Source organism: Erwinia sp. QL-Z3, assembly GCF_004551645.1.
In the GTDB taxonomy this organism is placed as follows: Bacteria; Pseudomonadota; Gammaproteobacteria; order Enterobacterales; family Enterobacteriaceae; genus Erwinia; species Erwinia billingiae.
Window position 1 is genome coordinate 4,247,956 of the sequence record NZ_CP037950.1, and the last position, 24,705, is coordinate 4,272,660.

Here is a 24,705-nt window from a genome sequence, read left to right on the forward strand (position 1 = left end):
CCGGTTGGTGTTGAGAGTGCAATACTGACTCCGTCAGCGCGCTCCCGTTAACCGGGCGCGCAGGCGTTTAATCGCCTGACTGTGCAGTTGGCTTACGCGGGATTCACCCACTTCCAGCACTGCGCCAATCTCTTTCAGATTCAGCTCTTCCTGGTAATAGAGCGTCAGAACCATCTTTTCGCGATCGGGTAAGGCTTCAATCGCTTCAATGACGCGTTCGCGCAGATTCCCTTCCATTAACTGGTGCAGTGGATTGGCCTCTTCGTGGCCATCTGTCACCAGTTCTGCGGTATCGCCGTGCTCTTCACGAAACTCGTCGTAGGAGAACAACTGGCTGTTATTGGTATCCAGCAAGATCTGCCGGTATTCCTGTAATGAAACATCGAGCGATGCAGCAACTTCCTGCTCGGTCGCCGTTCGCCCCAGCGACTGCTCGACCTTGTGCATCGCGCCGGCCACTTCACGTGCATTACGCCGCACGCTGCGAGGTGCCCAGTCACGGCTGCGCAGTTCGTCCAACATCGCGCCACGGATGCGCTGTACCGCGTAGGTGGTAAAGGCGGTGCCCTGTAACGCGTCATAGCGCTCCACGGCATTCAACAGACCAATTCCCCCTGCCTGTAACAAATCATCCAATTCCACGCTGGCTGGCAGCCGGACCTGGAGGCGCAACGCTTCATGGCGCACCAGCGGTACGTATCGCTGCCAGAGCGAGTTTTTGTCCATCACACCATCGGCGGTATAGAGATCATTCACGATGACGACCCTGCGTTAGTTAAGTTATCGGCATGATTATCCGTTTCTGTAGGGGAGATTGATTGGCTGAATAGCGGTACTAAAGGCGGGTTATTTCATTTTTGTTTAAAAAGGCGGCGCGTTGCGCAACCGCCTGCTGAGGATTTACCTTAGGGGATGAAGTTTCTCGCGGGTGGCGGCAGGAACCTGCTGCCAAAGCGCACAGATCTTGCCGTCAATCTCTTGATAAAACGCACTTATTTGACTTTCCTCCTGCAAACCGTGGCGGAAGTTCACCGTTCCGGTTGTCGGATGGATGGTCAGCAAGCGACTGGTGAACAGCCGTTGCAAATCGCTGCGCAAAAACAGGCCATTGTCGACGCTGTTGTCCTGCAGGAAACCATCGTCATTCTCTTGAGTATCAATATGACAGGCTTCCACCCACGGATACTGACTGTGCTCCATCAGCCGGGTGCCGGTGATGACGCAGGCGCCATAACGGGCTTTCACCGACGCGGCAAATTCCGCCTGACTGGCGCGCTGCCAGACGTTGGCTTTCACCTGTCTGCCCACCTGGGTGCCGGCAATCACCCCGGCCGGGAGTTTCAGTAACGGGCTGGTCAACACCACCACAAACTGAATACGCCGCGACACGGTGAAGCACGGATGCGCCTGGGCATCAAACAGCTGCCAGTAGTCATCCTCGCCCTCTTTACGCATCAGCGACAGTTTATAGCCCCGGCTCGATATCAGGTTCTGTGCCGCTGCCGACGCGGGGTCCAGCATGGCGTACACCTGGCTTTCGCCCATCACCTTCCAGCGGTTCTCCTGCTTGGCTTCTGCCGTGCGGCGGAAATAGAAGAAGGACTGCTGCTGTTTGAGATAGGACTCAAATCGCCGCAGGTAGTTTTTGCGCTCGTTGTCATTGGAGACGAACAACAGGTCTTCTAACGGACTGTTGGTTTCTTCATTGGCAAACACCGCGCGGATCACCAGGTTGCGGTAGCTGGTCGAGGGGCTTAACAGCGCACGCGCCGTCAGCTCCTTCTCTTCGGGATATTTCAACGCATAGCGCTGCGCTATCTCCTCAAAGGTCAGCAAGTCCCCAGGTGTAAGATCGACATTGAAGCGCATAGACACTCCAGATATAAAAAACCCCGCGAGCGCGGGATTATGTGAAAAATTTAATTGATTGAAAAAAACACTCATTTCAACAAGAAGATGAGAGATAAATCATCATTAACTTTAACTTTATCAATTTCTTCGAAGAATGCTGCCGTCGAGGTGGAACTGTGTTTAGTCACAGCATGGAAACTATAAATGATATTGATAACATCTTCTTCATGGACATCACCCACAAGCTCTGCACATGCCGAAATTAGCGACTTTATCAAGAACCATTCGGCAGTAAGAAGATAAAGGCTAGCCAAAGGAGAACGACCTTCATAGCCAGGAAAAACATCATTATAGATACGATATTGCAAATAATTACTCATCAAGTGCGGACGCTCGGAGAGCCATGGTGAAACTTTCGCACTCCATACCGAGTCAAGGCGCTTCATTGAGGAAGCGACATCATTGATCTCCGCTCCCGAAGCTTGAATGTAAATTAACTTTTCAAGGTAATGATTGAAAGTACTCAATGCACGCCCACTAAATTTCGCGCCAAAATAGGTTTGCATACGCATTAGCAAAGCCCACTGCAATTCGTGGTTACTGTTTAACTCAGCAATTGACTTGGAAACCCCACCCTGCTCTATCGAATTAATGATATCGAGGTATGCCTGTTCAAGCACATCAGCAGAAAACCTGTCCTCACTTTTCATTTTATCAAAATGGACAAGAAGTATAGCGATGCCATATAGCCCGTTAGCTACATTAGCTTGACTTACTTTAATCAAATTAGCGCACATAAGGTTAACCAATCGTTGTTCCTGGTCAACGCTTGCCATGTTGTTTAGTTTTCCCTGAATCGATGAGGCACAGGAAAACAGCATGGCATCCTGTTCTGAAAGAAGTTTTTTTGCGGCTTCCGGGCATGATAACGTAATACTTTTATTTATTTCGCTTCTATATGTTTTCTGTTGGCGGGGGTACGTAGAGCATGTAGTGCTCAATGCCGAAGCACCTAAATTCTTATGTACTTTACACAGACTGGATTCGTCCAGGAAGGCGCAGTCTCCTTTTTTTGATAGCTTCATCTTGCCCCAATTTGCGAAACTCTCTTTAGTCGTGATAATGTTTCCCGAAGCAATATTTCTGATTTCAATCTGAGAACTTTTTAGGTAGCGATTCACCGTGGTTTTATCCAGCGTGATATCCCATCCTTTACAGCAATGATCGCGACATTCGCTACCAATGCACTTGAATGATGTAACAAACAGGGGTTCAATGACGGAAATCTCTTTCATAGCTATTCTCGCTCAAAATCGAAATATTTCTTCAATAAAAAGGCGACCAATGGTCGCCTTTTTTTATGATATTCAGTTAGCTGATTAACCCTGCAGCAGAGACAGAACCTGCTGTGGTACGGAGTTAGCTTTAGCCAAGACCGAGTTACCAGCCTGCTGAATAATCTGTGCTTTAGACAGGTTAGACACTTCTGTTGCGTAGTCAGCATCCTGGATACGTGACTGTGCTTCAGACAGGTTAGTGGTGGTGTTGTTCAGGTTAGTTACCGCTGAATCCAGACGGTTCTGTACCGCACCCAGGCTTGAACGGAATTTGTCAACCTGAGAAATCGCTTTATCCAACAGAGCCAGCGGGTCAGAAGTCGCTGAGCCGGTATAAAGACTGGCGTTAGTGCCTGTAGTTGGAGAAATATCACTAATATCAACTGATTGGTTGACTGAACCAGCTGCCCCACCACTGTTTTTCAGGGCCTTGGTACCTTCTGCGCCGGCAGCAGCAGTGTCAACTGAATAGTCTTTGCCCTGAACAGTTACATATCCGACTAAACCACCGTTACCATCAGAACCAACCTTAGTATATTTTCCGGTCAAAGTTGCTGCGGTGGTGACACCGTTTGCAGTATCAGTATATTTAACATCGGTACTGTTAAGATTGACCTTACCAGTAGTATCATCGATTGAAACTGCGTAGTTATCGTTACCTGAAGACACTACATAGGTTTTAGTCGCAGCACCATTTGCATCTTGTACGTTGTGGAGCGTTAATGAACTGGCGTCAACCTTAAGGCCAGTAGCTACTGCGGACAAGTCCACATCTTTAAGGGCTCCACTTGCACCAACCTGAGTGATTGAATCGCTCAAACTCAAGGATGATTTGTCTACCGCAAAGCCAGAGAGACCTAGGGTAGTCGAGTCAATCTTCTGCAGGTTGATATCGATAGTCTGGCCATCGTTAGCGCCAACCTGGATAGACATTTTGCCGTCTTTCGCCAGCACGTTCACGCCGTTGAACTGAGTCTGACCAGATACGCGGTCAATTTCGTCCAGACGGGATTTGATTTCGTCCTGGATTGAAGACAGGTCGGAATCGGAGTTGGTGCCGTTCTGAGACTGTACAGTCAGCTCACGAACACGCTGTAAGTTGTTGTTTATTTCTGACAGTGCGCCTTCAGTAGTCTGCGCAGCAGAGATACCGTCGTTGGCGTTACGAGCAGCCTGAGTCAGGCCGTTGATGTTAGAAGTGAAGCGGTTGGCAATTGCCTGGCCAGCTGCATCATCTTTTGCGCTGTTGATACGCAGACCAGAAGACAGACGCTCAATAGAAGTAGACAGAGCAGACTGGTTTTTGTTGATGTTGTTCTGAGTGATCAGCGAGAGGCTGTTGGTATTAATTACTTGTGCCATGATAAAGTTTCCTATTAAAATCGAATCTTGTTAAGGGAGTGGGGCTTGTTTGCCGCCCGGCTTCATCGCCGTCAAACTTATTATCGTCAGCACTTAACTAACCTTTAGAATTTTTTTACTCCCAACCGCAATTTTTTCTCCACTTCCCTACTCGTTGAAATACCCCTCTCTATTACCGCTATTCGTGGAATTACCCCTGCGCAAAAAATCGTAAACTTTACTCATCACTGGCCGATAACCACGGTATTCATTCTCCGTGTTGACTCTATTAAGGAAACATCTATGGCCACTATTTCTACGTTGGGTATCGGCTCAGGCCTTGATTTAGCTTCTATACTGGACAGTCTGCAAACTTCCGAGAAGGCTGCATTAACACCTATCTCTACGCAGCAGTCTTCCTATACAGCCAAACTCAGTGCTTACGGCACGCTGAAAAGCGCGCTGACCACCTTTCAAACCGCAAACACCACGCTGAACAATGCCGACCTGTTTAGCTCGACCAAAACCACCAGCAGCTCCAGCGCCTTTAGCGCCACGACTGCTGCGGGTGCCGTCGCCGGTAAATATACGGTAAGCGTCAGCCAGCTGGCCGCCGCACAAACGCTGACGTCAGCAGTGCAGACCAGCAACACCACGGCGCTGGCCACCTCTGACAGCACCCTTACCTTCCAGAATGCGAAAGGTGATGCGGCGGTTAGCGTCTCTATTCCTGCAGGCACGTCCTCGCTGACCGGCATTCGTGACGCGATCAATAAGTCTGATGCCGGCGTGACCGCCAGTATTATTAAAACCGGTGACGGCAGCTATCGTCTGTCGATGACCTCGAAAGAAACTGGGACTGACAACGCGGTGACCATTGCTGTGACCGGCGACAGCGCCATTCAGAGCATGTTGAGCTACGACGGTACCTCAAGCAGCAATATGACGCAGAGCGTCGAGGCGAAAAACTCACAGCTGACCGTGAATAACGTGGCAATCGAGAACAGCAGCAACACCATCAGCGATGCGCTGGAAGGGATTACGCTGAACCTGAGTGACGTGACTACCGGAAACCAGACGCTGACTATTACCAGCGATACTTCAAAGGCTTCCAGCGCAATTACCAGCTGGGTCGCTGCGTACAATACTTTGCAGGATAGCTTTGCCAGCCTGACCAAATATACCGCTGTTGATGTTGGTACCGATACCCAGGACACCAGCAACGGCGCCCTGTTAGGTGACAGTACGTTGCGTACTATTCAGTCGCAGCTAAAGACCATGCTGACCAATGCGCAAAGCTCTTCTACCTATAAATCACTGTCGCAGATTGGTGTCACATCAGACCCATCTACTGGCGAGCTTGAGGTGGACGACGACAAGCTGTCAACGGCACTGACCAGCGATCCGGACGGCGTGAAGGCAATGATTATCGGTGATGGCAAAACCAACGGTATCGCGACCACCATCGCCACCAATATCACCGGCTGGTTATCCAGCACCGGCATATTGCAGGCGGCGACAGATGGCGTCAGCAAAACGCTGAATAACCTGACCACGCAGTACAACGCGGCCAGCACGCGCATCGATGCCACCATCGCGCGTTACAAAACCCAGTTCACCGCACTGGATGTCATGATGAGCAAACTGAACAGTACCAGTAGCTATCTGACGTCGCAGTTCAGTACTACCAGCAGCTCAAGCAGTTCATCGTCATAAGGAGACAAAATGTATAGCGCAAGCGGTACCAAAGCCTATGCAAAAATCGGTGTGGAAAGCGCAGTGATGAGCGCCACATCGGATCAACTGGTCACCATGCTGTTCGACGGGGCGCTTAGCGCCCTGGTTCGTGCCCGGTTATTTTTGCTGGATGGCAACATTGCTGGCAAAGGAGAGTCGCTCTCCAAAGCCATCAACATTATTGAGAACGGCCTTAAGCAGGGTCTGGATGAGAATAAAGGCGATGAACTTGCTGATAATCTTGCCAGTCTTTACCGCTATATGGTCCACCGGCTGCTTAAAGCCAATCTGCATAATGACGCCGAAGCGATTCTGGAAGTCGAAACGTTGCTGCGCAACATTGCCGATGCCTGGAAAGAAGTTTCTGCAACTAACGCCCTTCAGGACGCCGTTTAAATGAATATTGCTCCGCAGCTGCTCACGATTTACCAACAGTTATTAGTCCTCAGCCAGTCTATGTTGCGCCTGGCAAGCGAAGGTAAATGGGATGAACTCATTGAAATGGAAGTCGATTACGTCAGTGCGGTAGAAATACTGGCGGAGAGCACCAAGCTTTCCCCTGTTCCGGATCAGACACAGGATCAGTTGCGTCCTGTGCTGCGCCATATTCTTAACAACGAAGCCGAAGTGAAAAGCCTTTTGCAGTCGCGGATGAGCGAGCTCTCCTCGCTGATTGGCCAGGCAACCCGGCAGAAATCCGTGAATAAAGCCTATAGCGGAATGCAGGGTGTTGTGCTGTTCCCGCAGGGATCACAAGGCGCATAAAAAGACCTTTTTCAGTATGAATTCAACTCACACCAGCCGGCGGGCAGAACGCTAAACTTTTTTAGCTTCTGACCCGCGCTTTTCTCTCCGCCTGCTCCATACTTCAGATCCCAGCCTGAACACCCGGAGCAAGGACATGCCTAATTCGACCCTGTTGCAATTCTTCCATTGGTACTATCCCGACGGCAGTAAACTCTGGCCCGAAGCCGCCGAACGAGCGGAAAAACTGGCTGAAATCGGCATCACCGACGTCTGGTTGCCGCCTGCCTATAAAGGCGAATCCGGCGGCTACTCCGTCGGCTACGACAGTTACGATCTGTTTGATTTGGGCGAGTTCGATCAGAAAGGCTCGCGTGCCACCAAGTATGGCGACAAAGAACAGCTGAAAGCCGCGGTGGACGCCCTTCGCGCGCACCAGGTTGGTGTGATCATGGATGTGGTGCTCAACCATAAAATGGGGGCAGATGAAAAGGAACGTATTCAGGTTAACCGCACCAACCCCGACAACCGCGATGAGATCGATCCTGAAGCCTTCGAAGCCGATGCCTGGACCAAATTTACCTTCCCGGTCCGCGCGGGCCAGTATTCAAAATTTGTGTGGGATTATAAGTGCTTCAACGGCGTTGATTACATCGAAAACCCCGACGAAAATGGCGTATTCAAAATCGTTAATGATTACACCGGCGAAGGCTGGAACGATCAGGTCGATGATGAACTGGGCAACTTCGATTATCTGATGGGTGCCAACATCGACTTCCGCAATCATGCCGTCACGGAAGAGTTGAAGTACTGGGCGCGCTGGATGCTGGAACAACTGCCCTGCACCGGCTTCAGGCTGGATGCGGTCAAACATATTCCCGCCTGGTTCTATAAAGAGTGGATTGAGCATATTCAGGAAGTCGCTGAACAACCGCTGTTTATTGTTGCGGAATACTGGTCGCACGAAGTGGATAAGCTGCAGCAGTACATCCATCAGGTCGAGGGCAAAACCATGCTGTTCGACGCCCCGCTGCAGATGAAATTCCACAATGCCTCCCGCGAAGGCGCCAGCTACGACCTTAGCCAGATTTTTAATGACACCCTGGTTGAGAAAGATCACTGGCATGCGGTGACCATCGTCGCCAACCACGACACGCAACCGCTGCAGTCGCTGGAAGCGCCGGTCGAACCCTGGTTCAAACCGCTGGCCTACGCGCTGATCCTGCTGCGGGAACAGGGTGTTCCGGTGGTGTTCTATCCGGATCTGTTCGGTGCCAGCTATGAAGATGAAGGTGGCGACGGCGAAAATCACCACATCGATATGCCGGTGATCCCGGAGCTGGAAGCCTTGATCCGCGCCCGTCAGCTGTATGCGCACGGCGTACAGACCGAGTGGTTCGATCATCCCAACTGTGTGGCGTTCGCGCGCAGCGGAACCGAAGAACAGCCGGGCTGCGTGGTGATCCTGTCAAATGGTGACGCAGGAGAAAAATCGTTGCCAATGGGCGAGGCGCTGGCAGGGAAAAGCTGGCGGGATTATCTTGGCCATCAGACGGAGACCATTACCGCTGACGAACAGGGGAACGCGGTGTTCCGCTGCAATCCCGGCAGCGTCAGCGTGTGGGTGCTGACGGAATAGCGCCCGGACTGACGGGTAATGATTGGGCAACCCGAAGGTGATTTGCTCGATTCGGCAGTTTCTAAATAACAACAGGCCGTCTGGGGATCCTCAGACGGCCTGTTTTGCTTAAGACTTGGCGTTTTTGAACGACGCTTTATGGTGCTTTTTAGCGCCGGATTCGGCAGATTTGGCTTTGGTGGCAGTAGCAACCGCATCGTTTTCATGGGCCAGCGCCTGCTGACACTCTGCCGTTGGCTGATTGACGCGCTGCAGAACCAGCTTGTCATAATGCAACTCGGTGCCTTCCAGCTCCAGCGGCATCACCCGGACGTCTTTATTGACGTTAACCCAGTCGCCTTTAAACAGCGTGATCTTGCCAGGTTTAGCAATCACCCGCTGCCACTGACGGCAATCCAGCGTGTCGCCTTGCGCAGTAATAATCAGGCTGGCAATCGCCTCCTTACTGACCAGACCTTTCTGTGGTCCCATGCTCTGCCAGTTTCCGACCAGGTTCGCCGGCGGTGGGGTTTTTACTGCACCCTGATAGTTGGGTATATCTGCACAGCCAGCCAGCGTGACGGCGGCTAAGGTCGTAATCATCCACTTTTTCATTTTCAGTTCCAAATTCTGCAGTCAGGCGCTACGGTATAATTTCTCCTTATTCACCGCAACAATTACCGCAACAATTCCCGCAGGCACTGACCTTACCGTCGCCATTTCACCGCAGCCCGCAGCCGTGTAAACTAGCGCCCATTACTGACCGCAGGATTTTTTATGAAAAGCATTGAAGAGTATTACGCCATCGCGCGCGTTCTTTTTCTTGAAGCACACCCGGAAATCAAAACCGGCATTGCTCAACTCACCGACGCCGATGCGGCCAAACTGGGCATGACCCTGCCCCAGTTACAGGATATGCAAACCGACCGCGCCTATGCCGCGTTCACCCGTGAGAAAAAGCTCGACGGCATGCTGTTCGCCATTCAGCTAGCCGAACCGGATAAAGCGGTCGCAGCGGAGGCCATTGAAGCTTACCTGCGTCAACATGCGACCGCACTCGGCATGAGCTGGGAAGAATTCTGCATCAAGAACGAACTGTAATCCCCTTCACTGGCCTGTAATCGGGCCAGTGATTACGATGACCCGCATTTTGCCCCCACAACTTTTTCTGCTTTTTAGCTGCTAAGAATGCTCCCAAATCGAAAAGGGCAGCAGATTATCGTTCGAAAATCACAGGCTATTACGATATATATGCTAGCGATTGCCCTTAACCTGTCAGCTATGTTGTTCACGCCAGTTACGCCTGGTAGTGATTGAAATTAAACAGCCTTAGCGATATTCTGAGCGGCACACCAGCCGAATTAAGAACATTCTTAAACCATGGCTTTACTGCGAGTGGATGCCACCCTTACACACTTTTCACCCTGAGAAATGTGTACCACGGAGCCGGCCGCAGTCGGACATGACACGGTAGTTACCGCGCAGACAGTCTTCGCCGGACTCCGGTAAGCACCTTGAGCCATAAAAAATGCAAATTAATAAATATAAGTTTGACCAGGTTATATTCTTATTTTTTCTCGCATTATGTTTAGCGACCCTGGGCCTGCATTGCCGTAGTTATCAGGCACTTTCTCTTTTCTGGCCGTGTAATGCCCTGTTATTAGGGGTGCTGATCCGTTTTCCTCGCTTCGATACCCTTTCCAGCCTGCCGGCGATGTATCTCGGCATGGTTGCCGCCGATATGCTTTACGGCACCCCGGTTGTTGTTTCGCTGGGAATGGATGCCGCGAATATCGCCTTTGTGACGGTGGGCAAGGCGGTGCTGCTGTCACCCTATCTGACGCGTCCCTATCCGCGACGACTGCAGGCCTTGATTCGCGTCTTCCCGGCTTCCATTATCGCCGCCGCGGTGTGTGCCGCCATTGGCTCCTTCGCCGGCCAGCGTTATTTTCATGATGACCTGATGCAAGGATGGATCTCGTGGTTCTGCGAACAGGTGTCCACGTCGATCCTGATCCTGCCATTGGTGATCACCTTCCCGCGCCGTGATGAGCTGGACCAGCTGTTCAATGAACTCCGCGAAAGCAATCTGATGCCGCTGGTGATGCTGCTGGTTTCCACCGTGTGCGGCATTTATGTTGGCGGCGGCGGCAGCCTGATCTTCCCGCTGCCTGCGCTGATGTGGTGTGCGGTCAGCTATCCGATCTTCTTTACCTGCCTGCTCACGCTGTTAACCGGTATCACTGAAATCATCCTGGTGGCCAGTAAGGTGCTGACTATCCAGGGCTCCGATGATTTCTTCCGCATCGACAGCCTGGCATCCGCCCGACTGGGCGTTGCCGCGATGACCATCAGCCCGCTGATTGTGGCATTGAGTACCACCGCCAATAAAAAGCTGGTGGCGCGCATTACCAAGCGGGCGGATTATGATTTCCTCACCGGCGCACTGACCCGCAGCGGCCTCTCCTCGCAGCTGAACGCGCTGATTGCCCGCAAGAATAAAACCAGCGGCTTTTACGGCGCGGTTTTCGTGGTGGATATCGATCGTTTCAAAAACATCAATGATACCTACGGGCACGCGGCCGGCGATCAGGTGCTGGCGAAGACGGTGGAGTGCATCCGCCAGTCGCTGCAACAGACGGCAATCATCAGCAGGATGGGAGGCGAGGAGTTTTTGGTGTTGATAGAGGGGATTTCTCAGCCAAGAGCGTATCTGCTGGCCGATCGGCTGCGCCAGAGCATCGAGCGCAATACCATTATGCTCAACGAGCAGAACCTCAGCGTGACGGTGAGTATTGGCATCAGTACCTTGCACGTGATAGATGCGGGCAGTCTGGACGAGTCGATCAAAAATGCCGATGAGCAACTGTACATTGCGAAAAGCAGCGGCAGAAACCGCGTCAGCCCGGAGTTCGTGCTGTAGTGCCTGCCACAAAAACAAAACAACCCGCCGTGGCGGGTTGCGTTCACTCAGTCTGAATTATCAGGCTTCGTTGTCGATACGGTTCGCTTCAATTTCCATATCCTGAATGTTTTTATCTAACTCATCCAGTAGCTGACCCTGCTTAGTTAGCAAGTCGTTCACTCTTTCAGCGAATTCGGGATGTTTGTACTCACCCTGATCAAAAGCCAGCCAGTGAGCTGAAAGCGTTTCCACATTGGATTGGGCATAGTGGCGCATTTCTTTTAACTGAGAAGTCACATCGCGTACGTGTTCAGTCGGAGATTTACGTTCTTCGGTGTTATCACTCATGCGTTTATCCTTCTGGGTTAAAAAATTACTCATCAATTCTGACCGCTGCGTTTCGCAGAAGTTCACAACAATTTTTTAACCAACAAAGTAAAACACTGAAAAAGGCCGCCATTACTGGCGGCCGCTGCTGTTTTACAGGTCAAAAATAGGCGATTTTGCGGTCCGTACCGTTGATGTTGACGGTGATATAGCCCGCTGCCGTAGTGGTGGTTGGCGCGGTGGCCGCCACGGTAGCCACCGTAAGTACCCCCTTCTCGTTCGCGCCAATTCCCGCCAGCCCGTTATGCAGGCTCATCCGGGCGTTCGGTGAGGTGGTGCCGATGGTGGTGCTGTCGGTCACTTCGCTGAGATCCGGGGTGAACAGGTTACATTCGCCCGACTCAAAACGACTCGGCCCGGTCGATTTCAGGTTGAACATCATGTCGCCGCTGGCGGCTTTCAGCTTGACCCAGATTTCGGCGTAGGTCACACCGATGCGGTTCAACTTCACGTCCAGCACCGCCGGGGAACCTTTATGCTGAATGTCAGCATAGATGGCGGTTGAACAACGCGAGATATTCAGCCAGGTCATACAGGAAGAGAGCGCCGTGACCGGGTTACCCGCCGTGCCCGTCAGGACATCGTTAGTGGCTTTGCTGATCATCTCCACCACCCACTGCTGATTATCCTTCGGCATGTTGATTTTGCCCAGCTTGTACCATTTGTCGCTGGTCGAGGTATTGGTCACCTTGAAGCCGGTGTACCAGCCCGCCTTCATCGAACCGGTCATGGTTGAGCCAAAACTCTCATCGCGACGCCAGCCGTATTCATAGCCTGAAAGCCAGCGAGGAGACGTAGTATCCAGACTGACTTTACCGCCGGATTGCAGGTTCAGCTGGCGGATCTGCACGCGTCCATTGTTCATGTTGAACGGATTGGCACAGTCTTCCAGATTCAGGGTATCAATCGTCCAGCCGCCATCACTCAGGTCGCCCGGGAAGCGCGTATGCTCACTCCACACGTTGCGCAAAATACCTTGCGTGACGCGCGGCATATACAGCGTTGCATCACCATAGCCGGTCTGGAAATTCGCATTGGTTAACTCAATCGCCGTTGAGTGATCCCAGACACCGGCCGCGGTATCGGACCAGCCAATATCAAACACCCGGCCATAGGTGGTTAAGGTATAGATCTGGTCAAACTTCGAATCCAGGGTATCCAACAGCTTGATGACCGTGCCGCCATTGTTTGACGCCCTGAAGCGATTGATCACCACCGACTCCCCCGCAACGATGGTATTTTCAAAAAACGGCTGCTGGTTGGTACACATCGCCGAGGTAATCGCCGCTTTATTGGTGGTGATATCCGCCGTGGCCTGGCCATTCCACGCGATGCCTTTGATGGCCACACGCCGTGCCTGCACTTTGAACACCGGTGCGGTGGATTTGTTGGACACGATGGTGGTACGGGGCATGGCACCATGGGGATTGTCATCGCCGTAGATATAAAAGAAGGCGGCGTCGGTCCCGGTATAATCGATGGGATTAATCAGGAACTTTCCGGCCGGGAAGCGCACACCGAGATCCTTGGCGTTGGTATTAAAGGTCTGCGCCCAGCTCATCATCAGCTTGAAGGCGCCACTGTCATCGGTCACGCCGTCACCCTTCCCGCCAAAGTGATAGATGTTGAGTTCATCCGGATCGTGAATGACGCGTTTCCAGTAAAAAGTGCTGCCGGCTGCCAGCGTGCCTGAATCATCCGCCGGCGGCGTGGCGCTGAGGAAACCGACAAAATCACCGCCGCCACGGAATGTGGAATCCTTATCGTAATAACGGCGCAGAATAGCCAAATCGCCAGCTTTGGCAGGTGCAGTTGTTCTTAATTCAGCAAATGAGTTAACTTCAATCATAATAACCTCCGCGGCAATAAGCCGTAGCGAATCGCCTAAATGAAAAATTCATTAAAGGAAAAATAAAAGATAAGTCATAACTCCTGAGGGATAAAATCACCCTTTCCCTGTGGGTGAATGGGTTAATCTTCCTTTTTAGTTGCGCAAACTTTATTCCAGGTATCGTTGTGGACGTTAATTTCCTTCACCGTCCTGATATCAATGACCTGCCAGTCCTTACCGTAAGTGCGGATGGGTGAAAATAACGTACAGGAGGAGTCCTGAATAAGCTGAGGACTATTGTGGGCTGTTCCATGTTGAGTCGCGCAGCTTGTTACGAGCAGCGTCATCAGTAAGCACGTTATTACTGTCCTGAACATTTTTAACCTCCTTAATATCCAGAGCCTGTTTATTGGCGACGATAGCCACACGATCGGCTTCCTGCTTTGCCGCCGTGACGTCAGAGGTGGCTTTTTGCTGCACCTTGCCGATTTTTTTGCCGCCAAACCAGCTGGCGATTAACGCGGCAAACACCACCCCGATTGCAGCCAGCCCATGCCAGCTGCCGGTGAAAAGAGAAAGAAGTGTGCTCATGCTTTACCCTCCGTTGCCTGGCGCTGTATGGCTAACGTTTTCTGCCGAACAAACTGGGCGATAACCGCCATCGCGACCATAAAAGAGGCCACCAGACCGAGATAGTGCTGAGGCATAAAGGTCTTCACATCTTCCGGTAATGCGGTCCAGGCATTCATCGCGGAATCCGGGAATGACTGGGCCCAGGCGCCGATGGCGGAACCGGCTGACGCCAGCCAGACCGACCAGGTCTTAAACAGCAGTTTGGTATGGGAGACCAACTCGATTTTGCCGTGCTTGCTTACCCACCAGACCAGGAAAATCACCGCCAGCACAATCAGTAAAAACAGAATGAATTTCATATAACCCCCTGATAAGCATCATACGTACCGCTGCGCATCACCTGCGCCAGTCGTTTTGCCCGCTGCGGCGTTTGCCGTGCCCACAAGCTGCTGAGCATGCCTTCCGCCGCGCCATCGAAATGACCGTTTGAGATCATCACTAGCGTATTTTTGAAGGCTGCCAGGCCATCAACACCCAGCTGATAGGCCATGCTGTACAGCACATCGGCACGCGCTGGATTACATTGCTTCAATGCAGCGACAATAGAAGGACGCGTATTCATCAGCTGAATTTTGTCATCCAGCATTTTTTGCATCCAAATATCGCCCACCGTTTTTGGCACGGTAAATTGATAATTAACCAGCGAAGCGTCTTTGGGACCGATAACGATCCCACAGGCAACGGTTGGATAACCTTCAGTGTCAATATAAGGCCGATCCTTATATCCTTCTTCATAGGTTAATATCTGTATTATCTTACTCATTCCCCACCTCCTCATGCGAAAACAGGCACCAGCCTGAATTCATGTAAAGTGAATTCCCCGGTATTGAAAGTGCTTCAAGGGTGAAGATTAAATTGCCTTTTTAACATCATGGATCGGTAATTGCGTACGCAACCACTTTTTCTGAAAATAAATTATTTTTCACATTCAAGCGTTATATCCAGCGCGGATAACACCCCTTCGACAAAACCTTCTGCGGTCTGGAGTTGCTTGCGAATGGTGCCGTCGGCGCAACGGCGTCGGCGGGCAATGGAGCGAAGTGAAATTCTGAACAGATAGTGAGCAACCAGCAGCGCATGTTCATCAGGATGATTTTTTTTCAGACGGCTGATGCAGCTGTCGAGCAGAATGCCGTCGTTGTCACTGCAGATAGGACGGGGAACCGGTGAGGAGGTAATCAGACCACGGAAACCGGCCGCAACAGAAGAGTAACCGATACCATTGCGATCGGTGGCCGCCCAGCCGCCCCAGCTTTCCAGTAATAGCTTGATGTCTCGCATAATGACTCCTTAAATCAGCATTCAGGCAGGTAACGAGCCGATCTCTTCGGCACTTTTCGTAAACACCTGCTAAGTTCAAGTCGGCAGATCTGAGCCAAATATCGGGATAAATCTGCGTCATACGAAGACGTCGGATGCGTTGCCAGCGATTAGGCTGGGCGGCCAGATTGTGAAAGAGCGGTAAATCCGATAGCATTCCGTGGCGCTGAATATCCTCCTTGCTATTGCTTATGATAAATTAATAGCAATAGCTATTATCTTCGTCAATAGCAAAGCGTGTTTGACGAAAAATAGCCTTCGCTATAAATTCTGGTATATGAAACCGAATACACTCGCTTACCGACTGAACATGGCTATGTCCATGATGGGAATTACCCAGGGTGCTTTAGCTAAAGCCTCCGGCGTATCGCAGCCTACAATCTGGCGTCTGACCAAAGGGGAAGCAGAAGGCTCCCGCAAACTGGTCGACATTGCCCGCGCCCTCGACGTGAACGTACAGTGGCTGGCTAACGGCGAAGGAGAGATGCGCGGCGCCTCCGCCATTAGCGCCATTGACAAAGTAAAGAGTGGTACTACTATTTCCGTTTGGGGGCCAGATGGAAAAACAGGAGAAGTGGTCTCAGCTCCTAATGGCGCAAAGGCGAAGAAGAGCTGGCGAGCCTATATTCTTGACCGCAACAGCGGTTGCTCAGAAGCCACCGCCGGCAGCATCGTCATCATCGACACTGAAGTACCAGCAGAATCTGGAGATTTGGTGATTGCAAAGGTCAATTCCCGCCTCTCCGTATACCGTTATCTTGAGGGCCCCTCTAATGGTTTTTTAACCGTAGATGATCCCAGATTGCCCGCTGTAGAGCTCTCTGACGAGTCAGAACTGACGGGTGTTGCAATCTTCCTGATCCGTGATTTAAGACGGTAAGTACTGACATCCTGCCCTTGCAGAATGGTTTCCTTGTATCGCCCTCCGGATACTCTGTGCAGTACAGATATCATCAGTTACTCCTCGCAAATTCCCCCCTCTGTGACAGTTAACCTGCACAGGGGTTTTGACGCATTGATTCAACTGAATAGATTAGTAAAGCTTTCTATAACATCGCCAGAATAAAGCGTAAAAAAAGCGATAAAAAAACATTTTTTCATTTAAATTCAATGAATTAAACCTATAAGCACAGTTATTTTCATCATAACCATTGATATTAATAATAACTATGGCTATCGTTTTTAGGAGGGGATATATTTATGCTGTTAACTGATTTAATGGTCATATTTTCCCTGAATGAATACCAGCCAGCCGTAAAAATCAGGAGGTTATGATGACCACGATCATCTGGAAAGCGTGTCAGCAACATGGCACCAGCAAAAGTCGTTACAAAGCCCGCCGTGCAGAAGCCCTGGCGCGGCGACAGCGCGATCGTCGGTTGGCCAGTAAGATTGCTGAAGCGCTGAGTGGGTGCAGCCAACGCGTGGTGAAATCGGTCAGGGATACGTGAGTGATTGTTGAGGTAAAAGAGTGATTTGAGGTGAGCGACTGATTTCTGAAATAGAAAATTGATTATCGGGGTAAGCGATTGATTTCTTAAATAGAAGATTGATTGTCGGGGTAAGCGAGGGGTAAGAGCAGTTTTACACCCTGATTGCAGCGCTGAAGTGCTGGGTTAGTGACTCACCCGATTTTCATTCGCGGCAATCAAGAGTTTTTACGGTCGAAGTGTGTTAGTGAGTAAGAGTCTGAGCGCTGGCCTGCATTCCGGCTTTGCAGAAAATACAGTTAGCACCGTGGGGATTTTTTGGCGTGATGTTATGGGGCGATAAACGGAACTGACATCCATGACATGACGGGCATTTGAATCTGATAATAGGAATAGTAACCTTCATAAACTGTGAACAAGAAGAAATTACAATATCACTCCCCGACGCTTCTGTCCGAATTATCTGGGGGGTATTAGTCTTAAAAGTAACATTCATGCAACAACAGGCCTTAACTACCGACTGAAGAACGGTTTAATGTCTTAAATTTGGCCAACGCATACGCCATCAATGACAGTTTGGGAAACTAGCCCCGTGCCATGCGGGCTTTTTTTTGAGCCGTGACGGGTGATGATGGACTGCCCGACACGTATGCCAGCACCCTCGACGTAAAACTCAAAACGGATCACATCTTCAGACATTGGCTTAGAGCTGGAATCCAAAAGAAGTGGAACCCCATCACGGTTTTTTTTGACTACCAGCCAGAGGGATTGATTGATACTATCTGGCGCGTACTTGCGCGTATCTAAAACTTTGGACTAACTATGTTAAAAAGCATTCATTACACAAGAGGATTTGCGGCGCTTCTGGTCGTTTTGTTTCACTTTTCTTTTATGTATATCGGCAAGGTAGAGCCTTTTAACAGGGCATTGTTGAACGGCGGTTTCGGCGTTGATCTGTTCTTTTTGATAAGTGGCTTTATTATAACTTATGTCACCGCAAAGAAGGATAATGTCGCTAAGTACTTCCTTAAGCGTTTTTTTCGAATCTACCCGCTATTTCTATTCATACTGGTTATCTCCTCAATATTCCTGATCCGATACAACGTCCACCCCATATGGACAATGATTAAATCAGGCATGTTTATTCTTCAAGACTATAACCGGCCAGCTCCGGAATTCGACTTTAATTTTATTGGCCCTGCCTGGACGCTTTCATACGAAATCTGGTTTTACTTTGTGTTCGGCATAGCAATGATGATAAGTCACAGATATAGAGTGCTGATAGCATCAGCCATGTTGTTAGCTCAGGTATTCTTACTTCAGCTCACCTTCACAGGCTCGGTATCGCTCAACTCCAGCTATGTCGCGGCTCTAGGAGATAGCTCCTACGTCGATCATGCCTTAAAGTTCTTTAGCACATCCCTTCATTTAGAATTCCTGCTCGGCATGTGGCTGTGCGAAACGTTCAATAGAGGATGGATGAAAATAAGCCCCATCATAGCTTGTGCTATGATTATGCTATTAGTTGCCCTTTCTGGTTCGCTGTATTTCTCAGAGATAGTCTATGGCTCGGGTTTAACCAAGTTCTATCTCATAGCGCTGCCATTGTTTGTTGCCATTATTATTCACGAATCGAACTTCCGAGTATTTAATTCGCGAATAATGTATTTTTTTGGTGACATTTCTTTTTCGATATACATCTCGCACTTTTTTATAATGTATCTTCTTATTGAACACCCACCGTTTTTTTGGATGGAAGCTGGCAACCTGATCAAGCTTGTGACTTCAACGCTTATCGCCATTGTGTTTGCATACGCGTTGCACAGGCTGGTCGAGTTACCATTTATAAAAATTGGAAGAAAGCTTCAAGGTAAAGTCCAGCGTTAAAAGATTAGTTTGGCTTGTAGGAACATGTGACTGGCAAGGCAATATAAGCATTTACCCGACTAAGTATAACTCGACACTTCTTCCAAAAGAGAAGCGTCTTTGTTTCATAAGCGGTTGCCAGTTCAAGACCTACGGCATCCTGTAGCACGCTTATGCGCTGGCTAACTTCATTTATGAGCGTGGGCTTGAGGGTGATATGCAAGGAAACGCCCGCAGCATCTTAAGCCGCTTTATGGATGAGCGAAAATGACGAAGCGCAAATGAGCCTGCTTAACGAAAAGCTCAATGATTTTGTCCCATCACTGTCCCACAGCAAAGCCGTCTAGCCTCTAATTCCTTTCCTGCCAATAAGTTAACCGACTTATACTTGCATATTCATGATGTCGGTGTACGCGCTCACCAGCTTGTTACGCACCTGAATCCCCATCTGCATCGACACCGACGACTTCTGCATATCCACCATCACATCGTTCAGGTTGATGCCTGGCTTACCCAGCTCAAAGTCCTGCGCTTGCGTGCGGGCTTCATTCTGCGTGTCGCTGATCTTGTTCAGTGCGGCTTTCAGCTCACCGGCAAAATCCGCATGGCTGGAGGCATCGGTACTCTTGCCGCTGGCCTGAATCGCTGCGGTTTGCAGCTGCTGCATAACACTTTCGATACCCTGAATTGACATATTTTACCTTGCTAAGTGGACGGTGATTTTTTTGATGGGTGAAAACTTAACACAATGTCAATAAGACAAAGCCGCTAAATAAGCGCATAAAACACGGCTTATCCAGCCATCGAATTTCCTGATTCAGAAAATAATGGCAGCCATTAGAAGTGAAAATTTTTCGCCAGCGCATCAGGGAGTCAGTTTTGTTACGACACTACACGAAACAGTCCGGTCAACTGTCAGCCAGGAAAGAGTCATGAATGCAACTGTCACGCAGGATCAACCCGAGAAGAAAGGTCTGAACGACCTTTTTACTCGTTTACGCGCTAATCCTCGCATCCCAATCATCATTGCGGCGGCGGCGGTGATCGCCATCGTTATCGCCATGGCGCTCTGGGCTAAACAGCCTGAGTACCGTGTGCTGTACAACAACCTCAGTGATGAAGACGGCGGAGCAATCATTACTCAGCTCACCCAAATGAACATCCCTTATCAGTTTGATGATAAAGGCGGTGCATTAATGGTGCCGGCTGAAAAAGTGCATGAGCTGCGCCTGCGTTTAGCCCAACAGGGTCTGCCGAAAGGCGGAGCCGTGGGCTTTGAGCTGTTGGATCAGGAAAAATTCGGCATCAGCCAGTTCAGCGAGCAGGTTAACTATCAGCGCGCGCTGGAAGGTGAACTCGCGCGGACCATCGAAACGCTGGGCCCGGTTAAAAATGTTCGTGTCCACCTCGCGATGCCAAAACCGTCCCTGTTTGTCCGCGAGCAGAAATCCCCAACCGCTTCCGTCACCTTAACGCTGCAACCGGGTCGTGCGCTCGATCAGGGGCAAATCAGTGCCATCGTGCATATGGTTTCCAGCAGCGTCGCCGGACTGCCACCGGGCAATGTGACCGTTGTTGACCAGGCCGGTCACCTGCTGACCCAATCAGATAATGCTGGCCGCGATCTGAATGATGCTCAGCTGAAATACGCCACCGATGTTGAAAACCGCTTCCAGTCTCGCATCGAAGCCATCCTTAATCCTATTGTCGGAACCGGCAACGTTCATGCTCAGGTGACTGCGCAGATCGACTTTAATGCCCGTGAGCAGACCGACGAGAAATATCAGCCAAACAGCGACCCGTCTACTCAGGCTGTCCGCTCTCGCCAGACCAGCGACAGCGAACAGATTGGCGGACAGTATCCTGGCGGCGTTCCGGGTGCCCTTTCCAACCAGCCTGCTCCGGCGAATACCGCACCGGTGACCACGCCTGCGGCAAACAACCAGAACGGCCAAAACGGTCAGAATGGACAGAACGGCAACGCGGCAGCGGCGAATCAGGGTTCCAGCGCCAGCACCGCCAAGGCCGGTCCGTCGAATACCCGCACCGACAACACCACCAACTATGAAGTGGACCGCACCATCCTTCACACCAAGATGAACGTCGGTGAAGTCCAGCGCCTGTCGGTCGCGGTGGTGGTGAACTACAAAGCAGACGCAGCCGGTAAGCCAATTGCGCTGACCGATGCACAGTTGAAACAGATTGAAAACCTGACCCGTGAGGCGATGGGCTATTCGGACAAACGCGGAGACAGTCTGAACGTGGTTAACTCACCGTTCACCGTAACTGAAGACACCAGTGATGACGTACCGTTCTGGAAACAGCCGGCCTTCATCGACCAGATGATGGAACTGGGACGCTGGTTACTGGTACTGATTGTTGCCTGGATCCTTTACCGCAAGCTGGTTCGCCCACAGCTGCGCCGCAAGGCAGAGCTGGAGAAGGCTGCTGTTGAAGCCGCGGCCGTTGCTAAGCAGGCTCGGGAAGAATCCGGTGACGATGCCGTGGCCGTCAGCCTGTCGAAAGACGAGCAGGATCAGGAACGTAAATCTCAGCACCGCATGAGTGCTGAGGTCATGAGCCAGCGTATTCGCGATATGTCAGAAAATGACCCGCGTGTGGTGGCTCTGGTTATTCGCCAGTGGATGAAGGACGAGCTATGAGTCTCACCGGTACTGAAAAAAGCGCCATCCTGATGATGACGATTGGTGAAGACCGCGCTGCTGAGGTGTTCAAACACCTCGACAGCCGCGAAGTCCAACACCTGAGTTCTGCCATCTCTAATATGCGTCAGGTGTCCCACAAGCAGCTGACCGATGTGCTGCGCGAGTTCGAAATCGATGCCGAGCAGTTTGCGGCACTGAGCGTCAACTCGAATGATTATCTGCGTACGGTGCTGGTTAAAGCGCTGGGCGAGGAGAAGGCCGCCACCCTGCTGGAAGATATTCTCGAAACGCGGGAAACCACCAGCGGCATGGACACCCTCAACTTTATGGAGCCACAAGCGGCGGCCGATCTTATCCGCGACGAACACCCGCAGATTATCGCCACCATCCTTGTGCACCTCAAACGTGCTCAGGCGGCGGATATTGTTGCTCAGTTCGACGAACGTCTGCGCCACGATGTGATGCTGCGTATTGCCACCTTCGGCGGCGTACAGCCGGCGGCGTTGGCAGAACTGACCGAAGTGCTGAACGGCCTGCTCGATGGCCAGAACCTCAAGCGCGCGAAGATGGGCGGCGTGAGAACGGCGGCGGAAATCATCAACCTGATGAAGACCCAGCAGGAAGAAGCGGTTATCGAAGCGGTTCGCGAGTTCGACGGCGAGCTGGCACAGAAAATTATCGACGAGATGTTCCTGTTCGAAAACCTTATCCAGGTCGACGATCGCAGCATCCAGCGCCTGTTGCAGGAAGTGGAATCCGAATCTCTGCTGGTGGCTCTGAAAGGTTCCGAGCAGCCGTTGCGCGAGAAGTTCCTGAAAAACATGTCCTCGCGTGCGGCAGATATCCTGCGCGACGACCTGTCCAACCGTGGCCCGATGCGTATGTCTGCGGTGGAAAGCGAACAGAAAGCCATCCTGCTTATCGTTCGTCGTCTGGCAGAAAGTGGCGAGATGGTGATTGGTGGTGGCGAGGAACAGTATGTCTGATAAATCTTCCTTACCGTGGCAGCGCTGGCAGCCCAACGATCTCGGGCAGTTGAACAAGCCCAAGATCGAAGAAATCGTCGAGGAAGAGCAGCCGGAAGAACCCTTCAACCGGCAGCAGTTTGAGCTGGAGCAGCTCCAGACCCAGGTGCGCAGTGAAGCCCAGGGTCTGGGCTATGCCGAAGGTCAGCAGAAAGGCTTTTCCGAAGGCCAGAAAGCGGGATACGACGCCGGTTTTCAGCAGGGTCTGGCGGAAGCACAGCAGCAGCAGGCGCCGCTTCAGGCGCGTATGCAGCAGCTGGTATCAGAATTCAACCATACGCTGGAAGCGCTGGACAGCGTGATTGCCGCTCGACTGATGCAGCTGGCGCTGGAAGCCGCGCGTCAGGTCATCGGTCAGGCGCCGCACGTCGATGGCACCGCCCTGCTTCGTCAGATTCAGGGCATGATCCAGCAGGAACCGATGTTAAGCGGCAAACCGACGCTGCGGGTGCATCCGGACGATTTACAGCGCGTAGAACAAACGCTGGGTGCCACGCTCAGCCTGCACGGCTGGCGTCTGATGGCTGACAGCACGATCCATCCTGGCGGCTGCAAAGTCAGCGCTGAAGATGGCGATCTGGATGCCAGCCTCGCCACCCGCTGGCATGAACTTTGCCGCCTTGCAGCACCGGGAGAACTGTAATGACCACTCGCCTTTCACGCTGGCTTGGCGCCATGGAATCGTTCGAACAACGTTTGAACCAGTTACCCGAAGTGCGTCGCTACGGACGGTTAACCCGTGCGACCGGGCTGGTGCTGGAAGCGACCGGCTTGCAGCTGCCGCTCGGCGCCACCTGCGTGATTGAACGCGCGGACAATAATGGCGTGGCGGAAGTTGAGGCCGAAGTGGTTGGCTTCAATGGCCAGCGGCTGTTCCTGATGCCACTGGAAGAAGTGGAAGGCATCTTACCCGGCGCACGCGTTTACGCCCGTCTGTCTGGCGATAAGCACAGCGGCAAGCAGCTGATGCTCGGCCCGGAATTATTGGGCCGCGTGCTGGATGGCAGCGGTCGTCCGCTGGATGGTTTGCCGGCACCGGAAACCGGTTATCGCGCACCGTTAATCACCCCGCCATTCAACCCGTTGCAGAGAACGCCGATAACCGACGTACTGGATACCGGCGTGCGCGCCATCAACGCCCTGCTGACGGTCGGACGTGGACAGCGTATGGGCCTGTTTGCCGGCTCGGGCGTCGGTAAAAGCGTGCTGCTGGGCATGATGGCCCGCTACACCAAAGCGGACGTGATTGTGGTTGGCCTGATCGGCGAACGTGGTCGCGAAGTAAAAGACTTTATCGAAAATATTCTCGGCACCGAAGGCCGTGCGCGTGCGGTAGTGATTGCGGCGCCGGCTGACGTTTCCCCCCTGCTGCGTATGCAGGGCGCGTCTTACGCTACCCGTATCGCCGAAGATTTCCGTGACCGTGGCCAGCACGTGCTGCTGATTATGGATTCACTGACCCGTTACGCGATGGCACAGCGTGAAATCGCGCTGGCGATTGGCGAACCGCCGGCAACCAAAGGCTATCCGCCATCGGTTTTCGCCAAGCTGCCGGCGCTGGTTGAACGTGCCGGTAACGGCATTGATGGCGGCGGCTCGATTACCGCTTTCTATACCGTTCTCACCGAAGGCGACGATCAGCAGGATCCGATTGCGGACTCCGCCCGCGCCATTCTGGACGGACACATTGTGCTGTCCCGCCGTCTGGCGGAGTCCGGCCACTATCCGGCCATCGATATTGAAGCCTCAATCAGCCGCGTGATGGCGCACCTGATTGATGAGCCGCACTACGCGCGGGTTCGCCAGTTCAAGCAGTTACTGTCGAGCTATCAGCGTAACCGCGATCTGGTCAGCGTCGGCGCTTACGCCGCAGGCAGCGATCCGACACTGGATAAAGCAATCAAACTCTACCCCGAGCTGGAAACCTTCCTGCAACAGGGCATGTTTGAGCGCAGCACATTTGACGATGCCTGTTTGCACCTACAGGCAATCTTTGGCTAACGGGCGGCCCGAG

26 protein-coding genes are annotated in these 24,705 nt (G+C 51.8%); 13 read left to right on the plus strand and 13 right to left on the minus strand.

Going from position 1 to position 24,705, the window contains the following annotated elements; genetic code table 11:
• Nucleotides 1–33: 33 nt before the first annotated feature.
• The 4 genes from E2F51_RS20280 to E2F51_RS20295 all read right to left on the minus strand — a co-directional run bounded on the left by E2F51_RS20280 (nt 34) and on the right by E2F51_RS20295 (nt 4,550).
• Nucleotides 34–756, minus strand: a complete 723-nt coding sequence (locus E2F51_RS20280; protein WP_013202652.1) for an RNA polymerase sigma factor FliA — start codon at nt 754–756, stop codon at nt 34–36.
• A gap of 144 nt (nt 757–900) precedes the next feature.
• Nucleotides 901–1,869: an HNH endonuclease signature motif containing protein gene (locus E2F51_RS20285; RefSeq protein ID WP_134824379.1), complete on the minus strand. Its 969-nt coding sequence runs from the start codon at nt 1,867–1,869 to the stop codon at nt 901–903.
• A 71-nt stretch (nt 1,870–1,940) separates the two neighbouring features.
• Nucleotides 1,941–3,146 (minus strand): flagellin lysine-N-methylase, encoded by a 1,206-nt coding sequence (gene fliB / locus E2F51_RS20290; RefSeq protein WP_134824380.1) that lies wholly within the window; start codon nt 3,144–3,146, stop codon nt 1,941–1,943.
• Nucleotides 3,147–3,230: 84 nt separating this feature from the next.
• On the minus strand, nt 3,231–4,550 hold the full coding sequence (locus E2F51_RS20295) for a FliC/FljB family flagellin (RefSeq protein WP_134824381.1): 1,320 nt from the start codon (nt 4,548–4,550) through the stop codon (nt 3,231–3,233).
• A gap of 282 nt (nt 4,551–4,832) precedes the next feature.
• Between E2F51_RS20295 and fliD the strand changes: the two genes are divergently transcribed.
• The 4 genes from fliD (at nt 4,833) to amyA (ending at nt 8,649) form a co-directional block, all read left to right on the plus strand.
• A complete protein-coding gene (gene fliD, locus E2F51_RS20300; RefSeq protein ID WP_134824382.1) occupies nt 4,833–6,245 on the plus strand; it encodes a flagellar filament capping protein FliD in 1,413 nt (470 codons plus the stop codon).
• Between the two features lie 9 nt (nt 6,246–6,254).
• Nucleotides 6,255–6,662 (plus strand): flagellar export chaperone FliS, encoded by a 408-nt coding sequence (fliS, locus tag E2F51_RS20305; RefSeq protein WP_134824383.1) that lies wholly within the window; start codon nt 6,255–6,257, stop codon nt 6,660–6,662.
• Entirely contained in the window at nt 6,663–7,031 is a 369-nt protein-coding gene (gene fliT, locus E2F51_RS20310) for a flagella biosynthesis regulatory protein FliT (RefSeq protein ID WP_134824384.1), read from the plus strand.
• A gap of 136 nt (nt 7,032–7,167) precedes the next feature.
• A complete protein-coding gene (gene amyA / locus E2F51_RS20315; protein WP_134824385.1) occupies nt 7,168–8,649 on the plus strand; it encodes an alpha-amylase in 1,482 nt (493 codons plus the stop codon).
• A 108-nt stretch (nt 8,650–8,757) separates the two neighbouring features.
• On the opposite strand, the gene yedD is transcribed toward amyA, so the two are convergent.
• Nucleotides 8,758–9,243, minus strand: a complete 486-nt coding sequence (gene yedD / locus E2F51_RS20320) for a lipoprotein YedD (RefSeq protein WP_134824386.1) — start codon at nt 9,241–9,243, stop codon at nt 8,758–8,760.
• A 162-nt stretch (nt 9,244–9,405) separates the two neighbouring features.
• On the opposite strand from yedD, the gene E2F51_RS20325 reads away from it, so the two are divergent.
• Nucleotides 9,406–9,729, plus strand: coding sequence for a DUF6388 family protein (locus E2F51_RS20325; RefSeq protein ID WP_134824387.1), 324 nt, complete (start codon nt 9,406–9,408; stop codon nt 9,727–9,729).
• Nucleotides 9,730–10,294: 565 nt separating this feature from the next.
• The gene (locus E2F51_RS20330) at nt 10,295–11,551 is read left to right on the plus strand and encodes a GGDEF domain-containing protein (RefSeq protein WP_245174139.1); all 1,257 of its coding nucleotides are present in this window, start codon (nt 10,295–10,297) and stop codon (nt 11,549–11,551) included.
• A gap of 60 nt (nt 11,552–11,611) precedes the next feature.
• On the opposite strand, the gene E2F51_RS20335 is transcribed toward E2F51_RS20330, so the two are convergent.
• From E2F51_RS20335 to E2F51_RS20360, 6 genes are all read right to left on the minus strand, one after another.
• Nucleotides 11,612–11,881 (minus strand): hypothetical protein, encoded by a 270-nt coding sequence (locus E2F51_RS20335; protein ID WP_013202663.1) that lies wholly within the window; start codon nt 11,879–11,881, stop codon nt 11,612–11,614.
• Nucleotides 11,882–12,020: 139 nt separating this feature from the next.
• Nucleotides 12,021–13,769, minus strand: coding sequence for an amylovoran biosynthesis protein AmsF (locus E2F51_RS20340; protein WP_134824389.1), 1,749 nt, complete (start codon nt 13,767–13,769; stop codon nt 12,021–12,023).
• Nucleotides 13,770–14,045: 276 nt separating this feature from the next.
• Nucleotides 14,046–14,342, minus strand: a complete 297-nt coding sequence (locus tag E2F51_RS20345) for a hypothetical protein (RefSeq protein ID WP_134824390.1) — start codon at nt 14,340–14,342, stop codon at nt 14,046–14,048.
• Entirely contained in the window at nt 14,339–14,683 is a 345-nt protein-coding gene (locus E2F51_RS20350; RefSeq protein WP_134824391.1) for a hypothetical protein, read from the minus strand. Before E2F51_RS20350 ends, E2F51_RS20345 begins: the two co-directional genes overlap by 4 nt.
• Nucleotides 14,680–15,147 (minus strand): glycoside hydrolase family protein, encoded by a 468-nt coding sequence (locus E2F51_RS20355; RefSeq protein WP_013202667.1) that lies wholly within the window; start codon nt 15,145–15,147, stop codon nt 14,680–14,682. Before E2F51_RS20355 ends, E2F51_RS20350 begins: the two co-directional genes overlap by 4 nt.
• A gap of 152 nt (nt 15,148–15,299) precedes the next feature.
• Complete coding sequence (locus E2F51_RS20360; protein WP_134824392.1) at nt 15,300–15,665, minus strand: antiterminator Q family protein; 366 nt, start codon at nt 15,663–15,665, stop codon at nt 15,300–15,302.
• Nucleotides 15,666–15,864: 199 nt separating this feature from the next.
• Here E2F51_RS20360 and E2F51_RS20365 point away from each other — a divergent pair, with 199 nt between their 5' ends.
• The 3 genes from E2F51_RS20365 to E2F51_RS20375 all read left to right on the plus strand — a co-directional run bounded on the left by E2F51_RS20365 (nt 15,865) and on the right by E2F51_RS20375 (nt 19,021).
• On the plus strand, nt 15,865–16,584 hold the full coding sequence (locus tag E2F51_RS20365) for a LexA family transcriptional regulator (protein WP_245174140.1): 720 nt from the start codon (nt 15,865–15,867) through the stop codon (nt 16,582–16,584).
• 391 nt (nt 16,585–16,975) lie between these two features.
• Entirely contained in the window at nt 16,976–17,155 is a 180-nt protein-coding gene (locus E2F51_RS20370; RefSeq protein ID WP_134824393.1) for a hypothetical protein, read from the plus strand.
• A gap of 801 nt (nt 17,156–17,956) precedes the next feature.
• The gene (locus tag E2F51_RS20375) at nt 17,957–19,021 is read left to right on the plus strand and encodes an acyltransferase (RefSeq protein ID WP_134824394.1); all 1,065 of its coding nucleotides are present in this window, start codon (nt 17,957–17,959) and stop codon (nt 19,019–19,021) included.
• Between the two features lie 4 nt (nt 19,022–19,025).
• On the opposite strand, the gene E2F51_RS20380 is transcribed toward E2F51_RS20375, so the two are convergent.
• Together E2F51_RS20380 and fliE are read right to left on the minus strand one after the other, a co-directional pair.
• A complete protein-coding gene (locus tag E2F51_RS20380; RefSeq protein WP_225309822.1) occupies nt 19,026–19,223 on the minus strand; it encodes a tail fiber assembly protein in 198 nt (65 codons plus the stop codon).
• A 159-nt stretch (nt 19,224–19,382) separates the two neighbouring features.
• Nucleotides 19,383–19,694 carry a flagellar hook-basal body complex protein FliE gene (gene fliE / locus E2F51_RS20385; protein WP_013202671.1) on the minus strand — a complete coding sequence of 104 codons (312 nt, stop codon included), beginning with the start codon at nt 19,692–19,694 and terminating at the stop codon, nt 19,383–19,385.
• 238 nt (nt 19,695–19,932) lie between these two features.
• On the opposite strand from fliE, the gene fliF reads away from it, so the two are divergent.
• Genes fliF through fliI form a run of 4 tightly spaced genes read left to right on the plus strand, consistent with a single transcriptional unit; the run spans nt 19,933 to nt 24,692 of the window.
• The gene (gene fliF / locus E2F51_RS20390) at nt 19,933–21,663 is read left to right on the plus strand and encodes a flagellar basal-body MS-ring/collar protein FliF (protein WP_013202673.1); all 1,731 of its coding nucleotides are present in this window, start codon (nt 19,933–19,935) and stop codon (nt 21,661–21,663) included.
• On the plus strand, nt 21,660–22,652 hold the full coding sequence (gene fliG / locus E2F51_RS20395) for a flagellar motor switch protein FliG (protein ID WP_013202674.1): 993 nt from the start codon (nt 21,660–21,662) through the stop codon (nt 22,650–22,652). The genes fliF and fliG overlap by 4 nt, the downstream gene beginning before the upstream one ends.
• Entirely contained in the window at nt 22,645–23,334 is a 690-nt protein-coding gene (fliH, locus tag E2F51_RS20400) for a flagellar assembly protein FliH (protein WP_134824395.1), read from the plus strand. The genes fliG and fliH overlap by 8 nt, the downstream gene beginning before the upstream one ends.
• Nucleotides 23,334–24,692 carry a flagellar protein export ATPase FliI gene (gene fliI / locus E2F51_RS20405; protein WP_013202676.1) on the plus strand — a complete coding sequence of 453 codons (1,359 nt, stop codon included), beginning with the start codon at nt 23,334–23,336 and terminating at the stop codon, nt 24,690–24,692. The genes fliH and fliI overlap by 1 nt, the downstream gene beginning before the upstream one ends.
• Nucleotides 24,693–24,705: the final 13 nt, after the last annotated feature.